Here is an 8,390-nt window from a genome sequence, read left to right as displayed (position 1 = left end):
CCCCGTAGGGACTGTCAAAAACATGGATGTTTTTGCCAAGCCTCCATGGATGGATTCACGGCGTGTCCCGTAGGGGACTGCCCGCCGGCCTCCCCAGCCCGTAACAACCAACGCGCCAGCGGCTCTACGCGACAACCCACCACAGGTGCACATCGCCCCCAACCAGCGGACAATAGCCCGGCAAGCGCGCGTACACCGCCGCGCACCCCGTACTCCGTCTTTACGCTGCAAGGATTCCCCCATGGCTGTGCGCAAGACCAAAACCCCCGTCATCGAAGTCCAGGCCCGCCCCGGCCTGCCGCTGGGCATGCCCGCCGCGACCTTCCTGCGCGACTACTGGCAGAAGCGCCCGCTGCTGATCCGCGGCGCCTTCCCCGACTTTGAAACCCCGCTCCAGCCCGAAGACCTGGCCGGCCTGGCCTGCGAGGAAACCGCCCTGGCCCGCCTGATCACCCACGACCGCGCCACCGACGGCTGGTCCGTGCGCACCGGCCCGTTCCAGGAAGAAGAATTCCCCGGCATGCCCGACCACGACTGGACCCTGCTGGTCCAGGACGTCGACAAGTGGGACCCCGACGTGCGCGCCCTGATCAGCCACTTCGACTTCCTGCCGCGCTGGCGCATGGACGATGTGATGATCAGCTTCGCCGCCACCGGCGGCTCGGTCGGCGCCCACGTCGACCAGTACGACGTGTTCCTGCTGCAGGCCTACGGCCACCGCCGCTGGCAGATCGACGCCAGCGAATCCACCAAGGGCAAGCGCCCCCCGCTGGACTTCCGCAACGACGTCGAACTCAAGCTGCTGCGCCGCTTCAAGCCCACCCACGACTGGGTGCTCGAGCCCGGCGACATGCTGTACCTGCCGCCCAACGTCCCCCACAACGGCGTGGCCGAAGACCCCTGCCTGACCTTCTCCTTCGGCATGCGCGCCCCCGCCTCCGCCGAGCTCATCAGCGACTACCTGGACACCCTGATCATGGATGCCGACGAGGCCATCCGTTACCAGGACCCGGACCTGAAGGTGCCCGAAGACCCCAACGAGATCGACGCCGTGGCCATGGGCCGCGTGGTCCAGGCCCTCAACGCCATCCGCATGAACGACCCCGACCGCCTTGGCGACTGGTTCGGCCGCTTCATCACCACCTACCGCGCCGCCGGTGACGTGGTCGCCTCCGGCGAAGCGCTCCCGCGCGAAGACGTCGAAGCCGCCCTGGCCGAAGGCATCGAACTCGGCCGCCACCCGTGGGCCCGCCTGGCCTGGCGCCGTGCCAAGCGCGGCGCCAGCCTGTACTGCAGCGGCCTTGAATTCGCCCTGCCGGTGAAGGACGCCCAGGCCCTGGCCGCCGCCGAACAGATCGGTGGCGCCCTGTACCAGAAGCTCTCGGCCAAGGGCCGCGACGCCCTGCACTCGCTGGTGGCCGGCGGCTATTACCAGCTGCTCGACGGCGACGCCTTCGACGACGAAGACGAGTACGAAGACGACGCGGTGGCCGAATACGAAATCATCGACGCCACCGAGACGGTCGACGTGGTCGAGGATGAAGACGTCGAAGCCAACGTGCACGAAGTGACCATCCACGACGATGGCGTCGAAGTGATCGTCGATTTCGACGACACTGACGACAGCGACGACGACCAGGCCGTCGGCACCCCCGACGGCGGCGCCGGCTCCTGACATGGACGGGCCCGGCATCGCCCACCCGCGCATCCCCCGCGTGCCGGGCGGCGCGGTCGCCATCGACAACGCCGACGAGGCGGTGGCCATCACCACCGCCCTGGTCGACCGTGCCCGCCGCCAGCTGTGGATCCACAGCCGCGTGCTCGACCCCGGCCTGCTTGATGCACCCCCGGTGCTGGAGGCGCTGCGCCGCTTCGCCACCGCCCGCCACGACAAGCAGGTCCAGCTGATCGTCCATGACACCGCCGCCATCGCCCAGGCCGGTTCGCCCCTGCTGGGCCTGGTCCAGCGCCTGCCCACCGTGTTCCGGGTGCGCCAGGTGACCGACCCGATCGACCGCGCCCTCGCCTCGGCCTGCCTGCTCAACGATGCCGGCGACTACTACTTTCGTCTGAGTGGGCTCCGCTTCGACGGTGAAGCCGGGCTCGCCATGCCGGCACGTTCGCGACCGTTGCAGGACGGTTTGCAGCGCGTATGGGAACGTTCGCGCGATTGCAGCGAACTGCGCGCGCTTGGCCTGTAGTCCCTTTCCCGGTCCTGAACCTGTCTGGGAATGACACCACGGCCCTGCCGCAGGCCGTTCCGGTGCCCCTTCCTGTCTCGATGGGGGTACAATTTGGACCGTTAGATACCGCCCGTGCAGGGCTATTCATTTTCCCTGCCGGATCATCGAAGCCTTACCCCACAAGCGAATCCGACCCTCCATCGTGGACAATCTACTGAAGCAGTTTGCGCAGTCTTCGCAGCTCGCCGGCGGCAACGCCTCCTATATCGAGGATCTGTACGAGCAGTACCTCGTTTCTCCGGACAGTGTCGATCCCAAATGGAAGACCTACTTCGACGGCTTCAAGGGCCGCGAAGCCGGTGACATTCCGCATTCGGCCGTCATCGCCCATATCGCCGACGCCGCCAAAAACGCCGTCAAGGGCGGCGGCAACTCCGGTGCCAGCGACGAACGCGAGCGCAATGTCGGTCGCCTGATCACGGCGTACCGTTCGCGCGGCCACCTGGATGCCCGCCTGGACCCGCTGGGCCTGGCCCAGGCCGTCAACTCGCCGGACCTTGGCCTGCCGTTCCACAGCCTGTCCGAGGGTGACCTCAACGCCGAGTTCAGCACCGGCGGTGTCGGTGGCCAGCCGCGCATGAAACTGCGCGACCTGCTGGAGCGCCTGAAGAAGACCTACACCGGCTCGATCGGTGCGGAATTCATGCACATCTCCGAGGTCGAGCAGCGCCAGTGGATCTACCAGCGCCTGGAACTGGCCGGTGGCAACTACAGCCTGGACGCTGCCACCCAGCGCCGCACGCTGGAGCGCCTGACCGCCGCCGAAGGCCTGGAACGCTACCTGCACACCAAGTACGTCGGCCAGAAGCGCTTCTCGCTGGAAGGCGGCGATTCGCTGATCCCGATGATGGACACCATCATCCGTGACGCCGGCAAGGATGGCGTCAAGGACGTGGTGGTGGGCATGGCCCACCGCGGCCGCCTCAACGTGCTGGTCAACACCCTCGGCAAGAACCCGCGCAAGCTGTTCGACGAGTTCGAAGGCAAGTTCGAGCACGACGAGCACGCCTCGGCCGGCGACGTGAAGTACCACATGGGCTTCTCGGCCGACGTGGCCACTGAAGGTGGCCCGGTCCACCTGGCGCTGGCGTTCAACCCGTCGCACCTGGAAATCGCCGACCCGGTCGTGGCCGGTTCCGTGCGTTCGCGCCAGGAGCGCCGCAAGGACACCGCCCGCAAGCAGGTCATGCCGATCCTGATCCACGGCGACGCGGCCTTCTCCGGCCAGGGCGTGGTCATGGAGCTGTTCCAGATGTCGCAGGCCCGCGGCTTCGCCGTCGGTGGCACCGTGCACATCGTGGTGAACAACCAGGTCGGCTTCACCACCTCGAACCCGGAAGACACCCGCTCGACCCGTTACGCCACCGACGTGGCCAAGATGATCGCCGCCCCCGTGCTGCACGTGAACGGCGACGATCCGGAAGCGGTGGTGTTCGCCGCGAAGCTGGCCTTCGAGTTCCGCCAGAAGTTCGCCAAGGACGTGGTCATCGACCTGATGTGCTACCGCCGTTGGGGCCACAACGAGGCCGACGAACCGGCGATCACCCAGCCGCTGATGTACCAGGTGATCCGCAAGCACCAGACCACCCGCGAGCTGTACGCCGCGCAGCTGGAACAGGCCGGCGTGATCGCCGCCGGTGCCGGCAAGGAAATGGTCGACGCCTACCGCAACAAGCTCGATGCCGGTGAAGTCACCACCGAACTGGCCAAGGTCGAGAAGACCCCGCCGAGCAGCGCGCTGTTCGTGGACTGGCCCAAGCTGCTGGAAGGCAAGCTGTCCGACCCGGTCTCCACCAAGGTGGACCCGGCGAAGCTGAAGCAGCTGGCCGACCTGATCAACACCGTGCCGGCCGAAGTGGAACTGCACTCGCGCGTGTCCAAGGTGTACGACGACCGCCGCAAGATGGCCGCCGGCGAGATCCCGGGCGACTGGGGCTTTGCCGAGAACCTGGCCTACGCCACCCTGCTCGACGAAGGCCATGCACTGCGCCTGGTCGGCCAGGACGTGGGCCGCGGTACGTTCACCCACCGCCACGCGATCCTGCACGACCAGAAGACCGACAACTACTACCTGCCGCTGCGGCAGCTGGTGGATTCGCCGGAGAAGGCCACCATCATCGATTCGCTGCTCAGCGAAGAAGCGGTGATGGCCTATGAGTACGGGTTCTCGACCACCGATCCCAACACCCTGTGCATCTGGGAAGGCCAGTTCGGCGATTTCGCCAACGGCGCCCAGGTAGTGATCGACCAGTTCATCGCTGCCGGCGAAGCCAAGTGGGGCCGTATCACCGGCCTGACCCTGCTGCTGCCGCACGGTTATGAAGGGCAAGGCCCGGAACACAGCTCGGCGCGCCTGGAGCGCTTCCTGCAGCTGTGCGCGCTGGAGAACATGCTCGTGGTGGTGCCGTCGACCCCGGCGCAGGCGTTCCACATGCTGCGCCGCCAGCTGCACCTGACCACCCGCAAGCCGCTGGTGGTGATGTCGCCCAAGTCGCTGCTGCGCCACAAGCTGGCCGTGTCGACTCTGGACGAGCTGGCCAACGGCGAGTTCCAGCACCTGATCGGCGATGCCAAGGCAGAGGCCAAGAAGGTCAAGCGCGTGGTGCTGTGTTCGGGCAAGGTCTACTACGACCTGCTGGAAGACCAGACCAAGCGTGGCCAGGACGACGTTGCCATCATCCGCGTGGAACAGCTGTACCCGTTCCCGCGCGCGCTGCTGGCGGCCGAACTGAAGAAGTACGGCAAGGCCACCGACGTGGTGTGGACGCAGGAAGAACCGCAGAACCAGGGGGCGTGGTACCAGATCCGCCACCACCTGCAGTTCTGCCTGGCCGATGGCCAGAGCCTGCACTACGCCGGTCGCGCCCGTTCGGCCTCCCCGGCTGCCGGTCACATGGCGGACCACATCATCGAACAGCAGAAGCTGGTCGCCGATGCACTGGTCAACCCGTTCAACGACGCGGTCGCTGAATAACTTTCCCCTCATTCCAGAAAAGACAAACCAGGAAGCCCCCGCATGGCCACCGAAGTCAAAGCCCCGGTACTGCCCGAATCCGTCGCCGACGGCACCATCGCCACCTGGCACAAGAAGGTCGGCGACGCCGTCAAGCGTGACGAAAACCTGCTCGACCTGGAAACCGACAAGGTCGTGCTGGAAGTGCCGTCGCCGGTTGATGGCGTGCTGAAGGAAATCAAGTTCGAGGTGGGTGCCACCGTGACCTCCAGCCAGGTCGTGGCGATCATCGAGGAAGGCGCCGTTGCTGCTGCACCGGCCCCGGCTGCTGAAGCCAAGTCGGCCGCTGCTGCTCCGGCCGCAGCCGCTGCCCCGGCCGCTGCTGCCGCGCCGGCCCCGGCCTCGAAGTCCGCTGCCGATGCCCTGCCCCCGGGCGCGCGCTTCAGCGCGATCACCGAAGGCGTGAACCCGGCTGATGTGGACGGCACCGGCCGTCGCGGCGCGGTGACCAAGGAAGACATCGTCAACTTCGCCCGCAACGGCGGCGCCGGCAAGGCCGGTGGCGCACGTCCGGAAGAACGCGTGCCGATGACCCGCATCCGCAAGCGCATCGCCGAACGCCTGATGGAGTCCAAGAACTCCACCGCCATGCTGACCACCTTCAACGAAGTCGACCTGTCCAAGGTGTCGGCTGCGCGCAAGGACCTGCAGGACGAGTTCGTCAAGGCGCACGGCATCAAGCTGGGCTTCATGAGCTTCTTCGTGAAGGCCGCCGCCAACGCGCTGCAGCGCTTCCCGCTGGTGAACGCCTCGATCGACGGCGACGACATCATCTACCACGGCTACTCGGACATCTCCATCGCGGTCTCGACCGAGAAGGGCCTGGTCACGCCGGTGCTGCGCAACGTCGAGCGCATGTCGTTCGCCGACATCGAAAAGACCATTGCCGACTACGCCAAGAAGGCCCGTGACGGCAAGCTGAGCCTGGAAGAACTGCAGGGCGGCACCTTCACCGTGACCAACGGCGGCACCTTCGGTTCGCTGCTGTCCACCCCGATCATCAACCCGCCGCAGAGCGCCATCCTGGGCATGCATGCCATCAAGGAGCGTCCGATCGCCCAGAACGGCCAGGTCGTGATCGCGCCGATGATGTACCTGGCGATGTCCTACGACCACCGCATCATCGATGGCAAGGATTCGGTGCAGTTCCTGGTGGACATCAAGAACCAGCTGGAAAACCCGGGCCGCATGCTGTTCGGCCTGTAAAAACCTCTTGCCCCTCCGCGCCTGCGCGGAGGGGTTCTGGTCATGCATCAAGGAATTTTTATGGCTGAACAATTCGACGTTGTCGTCATCGGTGCGGGTCCGGCCGGCTACCACGCCGCCATCCGCGCCGCGCAGCTGGGTCTGAAGACCGCCTGCATCGACGCCGCCCTGGGCAAGGATGGCAAGCCGGCGCTGGGCGGTACCTGCCTGCGCGTGGGCTGCATTCCGTCCAAGGCGCTGCTGGACTCCTCGCGCCAGTTCTGGAACATGGGCCACATCTTTGGCGACCACGGCATCAGCTTCAAGGATGCCAAGATGGACGTCGAGGCGATGGTTGGCCGCAAGGACAAGATCGTCAAGCAGTTCACTGGCGGCATCGCCATGCTGTTCAAGGCGAACAAGGTCGCTGCGTACTACGGTTTCGGTGAACTGCAGCCGGGCAACGTGGTCAAGGTCACCCAGCACGACGGTTCCATCGTCGAGCTCAAGGGCACCAACGTGATCATCGCCGCCGGTTCGGATTCGATCGAACTGCCGTTCGCCAAGTTCGACGGCGACACCATCGTCGACAACGTCGGCGGCCTGGACTTCACCGAAGTGCCGGCCCGCCTGGCCGTGATCGGCGCCGGCGTGATCGGCCTGGAACTGGGCAGCGTGTGGAAGCGCCTGGGTGCGGAAGTGACCATCCTGGAAGCGCTGCCGACCTTCCTGGCCGCTGCCGATGCCGAAGTGGGCAAGGTCGCCGCCAAGGAATTCAAGAAGCAGGGCCTGGACATCCGCCTGGGTGCCAAGGTCTCCAAGGCCGAAGTGACCGGCAAGGGCAAGAAGAAGGAAGTCGCCCTGACCTACACCGACGCCGAAGGCGAGAAGAGCTTGGTGGTGGACAAACTGCTGGTGGCCGTGGGCCGTCGCGCCGCGACCAAGGGCCTGCTGGCCGAAGGTACCGGCGTCAAGGTCAACGAACGTGGCCAGATCGAAGTGGACGACCACTGCCACACCGGCGTCAACGGCGTGTGGGCGGTCGGCGACTGCGTGCGCGGCCCGATGCTGGCGCACAAGGGCTTCGAGGAAGGCATCGCGGTGGCCGAACTGATCGCGGGCCTGCCGGGCCACGTGAACATGGACACCATTCCGTGGGTCATCTACACCGAGCCGGAGCTGGCCTGGGTCGGCAAGACCGAAGAACAGCTCAAGGCAGAAGGCATTCCGTACAAGGCCGGCAGCTTCCCGTTCGCCGCCAACGGCCGTGCCGTGGCGATGATCGAGCCGGCGGGCTTCGTGAAGGTGCTGGCCCACGCCGAGACCGACCGCATCCTGGGCATGCATCTGGTTGGCGCCAACGTGTCCGAGCTGGTCCACGAAGGCGTGCTGACCATGGAGTTCAGTGGTTCGGCCGACGACCTGGCCCGCATCTGCCACGCCCACCCGTCCCTGTCGGAAGTCGTCCACGACGCCGCCATGGCCGTGAGCAAGCGCGCGATCCACAAGGCCAACTGACCGGCCCCGTGGTGATGCAACGAAAAACCCCGCCTCGGCGGGGTTTTTTGTTTCAGGCCGTCGTGGCGCGGCCGCCGCCGAGCAGGCGGGCCGGCAGCATGAACACTGCACCCAGGAAGGCGAACAACGCCGAGAAGGTGATGCCGACCAGGCGGAACGGCAGGCTCAGCAGCCACACCAGCGGCCAGGCCAGCAGGGCCAGGATCGCCAGCGGCCAGCACAGCACGAACAGCAGGCACCACACGCCGAGCGCGAACAGGGTCTTCATGACGGGTCTCCGGGCGGCACCTTGCCGCTGCGGGTCCACCATCGCGCCCTCGCCGGGCGCAGTGCAACGGGTTTGCGACGAAACCACGGATGCGCCGACGAAGCGCGTACCGACCAACGGTCGGCACCTACCGCCCGGCTGACCTACCGCGGTAGCGCACGAC

At 66.4% G+C, this 8,390-nt stretch carries 6 protein-coding genes; 5 read left to right on the top strand and 1 reads right to left on the bottom strand.

The genetic code is table 11. The features are described 5' to 3' along the window. Positions 1 to 241: 241 nt before the first annotated feature. From QMX79_RS18360 to lpdA, 5 genes are all read left to right on the top strand, one after another. Complete coding sequence (locus QMX79_RS18360; RefSeq protein ID WP_282248058.1) at positions 242 to 1,675, top strand: cupin domain-containing protein; 1,434 nt, start codon at positions 242 to 244, stop codon at positions 1,673 to 1,675. 1 nt (position 1,676) lies between these two features. Continuing rightward, positions 1,677 to 2,201 carry a hypothetical protein gene (locus tag QMX79_RS18355; RefSeq protein ID WP_282248057.1) on the top strand — a complete coding sequence of 175 codons (525 nt, stop codon included), beginning with the start codon at positions 1,677 to 1,679 and terminating at the stop codon, positions 2,199 to 2,201. Between the two features lie 184 nt (positions 2,202 to 2,385). Next, complete coding sequence (locus tag QMX79_RS18350; RefSeq protein WP_282248056.1) at positions 2,386 to 5,217, top strand: 2-oxoglutarate dehydrogenase E1 component; 2,832 nt, start codon at positions 2,386 to 2,388, stop codon at positions 5,215 to 5,217. 42 nt (positions 5,218 to 5,259) lie between these two features. Further along, entirely contained in the window at positions 5,260 to 6,462 is a 1,203-nt protein-coding gene (gene sucB / locus QMX79_RS18345) for a dihydrolipoyllysine-residue succinyltransferase (protein WP_282248055.1), read from the top strand. Positions 6,463 to 6,522: 60 nt separating this feature from the next. After that, positions 6,523 to 7,959 carry a dihydrolipoyl dehydrogenase gene (gene lpdA, locus QMX79_RS18340; RefSeq protein ID WP_282248054.1) on the top strand — a complete coding sequence of 479 codons (1,437 nt, stop codon included), beginning with the start codon at positions 6,523 to 6,525 and terminating at the stop codon, positions 7,957 to 7,959. Positions 7,960 to 8,011: 52 nt separating this feature from the next. On the opposite strand, the gene QMX79_RS18335 is transcribed toward lpdA, so the two are convergent. After that, the gene (locus QMX79_RS18335) at positions 8,012 to 8,227 is read right to left on the bottom strand and encodes a hypothetical protein (protein WP_282248053.1); all 216 of its coding nucleotides are present in this window, start codon (positions 8,225 to 8,227) and stop codon (positions 8,012 to 8,014) included. Between the last annotated feature and the right edge of the window lie 163 nt (positions 8,228 to 8,390).

It is taken from the genome of Stenotrophomonas sp. PS02300, from assembly GCF_029959395.1.
GTDB lineage: Bacteria > Pseudomonadota > Gammaproteobacteria > Xanthomonadales > Xanthomonadaceae > Stenotrophomonas > Stenotrophomonas maltophilia_AD.
This window is presented reverse-complemented; position numbering and strand designations above follow the sequence as displayed.